Source organism: Winogradskya consettensis, assembly GCF_018332715.1.
GTDB classification, from domain to species: Bacteria; Actinomycetota; Actinomycetes; order Mycobacteriales; family Micromonosporaceae; genus Actinoplanes; species Actinoplanes consettensis.
In genome coordinates this window covers 1-1,306 of sequence record NZ_BOQP01000098.1, presented here as the reverse complement: position 1 = coordinate 1,306, position 1,306 = coordinate 1, and the positions used below count along the sequence as shown (strand labels likewise).

Below are 1,306 nucleotides of genomic sequence, written 5' to 3'. Positions count from 1 at the left end.
GGGCGTTGCCCCCGGATCTTGGACACTTGAAACTGAGATCGTGAAGGTCTCGGTGGATCAGGAGTCCTGCAACTATGGCGAACAAGCATTACCCGAAGGAATTCAAGGCTGACGCGGTCGCTTTGTACCGGTCTCGGCCGGGTGCGACGATCGCGTCGGTCGCTGATGACCTGGGCGTGAACCGGGAGACCGTGCGTAGCTGGGTTCGTGCCGACGACCAGCGTCGCGGTGGCAGCCCGGCCGCCTCGGCCCGGCCCGCGGCCGTTGCCGGGTCGGTGGAAGACGAGAACGCCGAGCTGCGCCGCCGCGTGCGTGAGCTGGAGGAAGAGCGAGACATCCTGCGCAAGGCGGCCCGGTATTTCGCCGGGGAGACGCGCTGGTGAACCGCTTCCAGTTCGTCGCCGACCACCAGGCGCGCTACGGCGTGAAGCGGTTGTGCACCATCATCGGCATCGCCCGATCGAGTTTCTACTACTGGCAGGCCACCACCGCCGACCGGGCGAACGGGCCGCCGCTGACGCGGTGCTCGCCGGACGGATCCGCGTCTCGCACGCGGCTTCGGACGGCACCTACGGCGCACCGAGGGTCACCGCCGACCTGCGTGAGGGTGATGAGCCGGTGAACCGTAAACGCGTCGCCCGGGTGATGCGCCTGTTCGGTATCCAGGGTCTGCGGCTGCGCCGGCGGACCGTGACCACGATCAGTGATCTGGCCGCGAGCAAGGCTCCGGACTTGATCGGCCGGAACTTCACCGCACCGGCGGTGAATCAGCGTTACGTCGGGGACATCACTTACCTGCCCGTCGGGGAACGCGGATTCCTTTACCTGGCAACGGTTATCGACCTGCACTCGCGGCGCCTCGCCGGGTGGGCGATCGCCGATCACATGCGCACCGAACTCGTCACCGACGCCCTCACCGCGGCGCAGCGGACCCGTGGCAGCCTCGACGGCGCGATCATGCACACCGACCACGGAGCCCAATACACATCAAAAACCTTCGCTGCCGCTTGCGCGGCTGCTGGGGTGCGGCAATCGATGAGCGCGGTGGGCAGTTCCGCCGATAACGCTCTCGCGGAGTCGTTCAACGCGAGCTTCAAACGCGAGACCCTGCAAGGCCGGCGAGCGTTCACCGACGAACGCGATGCCCGACTCACGAGTTTCCGCTGGCTGCACCGTTACAACACGCTCCGCCGGCACTCCCGGCTGGGATATCAGTCACCGAACACCTACGAGAACACCCGAAGCCGAGCGGCTACGCTGAAGGCAGCCACATAAACCCCGTGTCCAAATTCCGGGGGCAAGCCCC

The 1,306-nt window shown here is 66.5% G+C and carries 1 pseudogene; it reads left to right on the top strand.

The window, feature by feature from the left end:
- Positions 1 to 74: 74 nt before the first annotated feature.
- Positions 75 to 1,275, top strand: a pseudogene (locus Aco04nite_RS48475) (IS3 family transposase).
- Positions 1,276 to 1,306 lie beyond the last annotated feature (31 nt).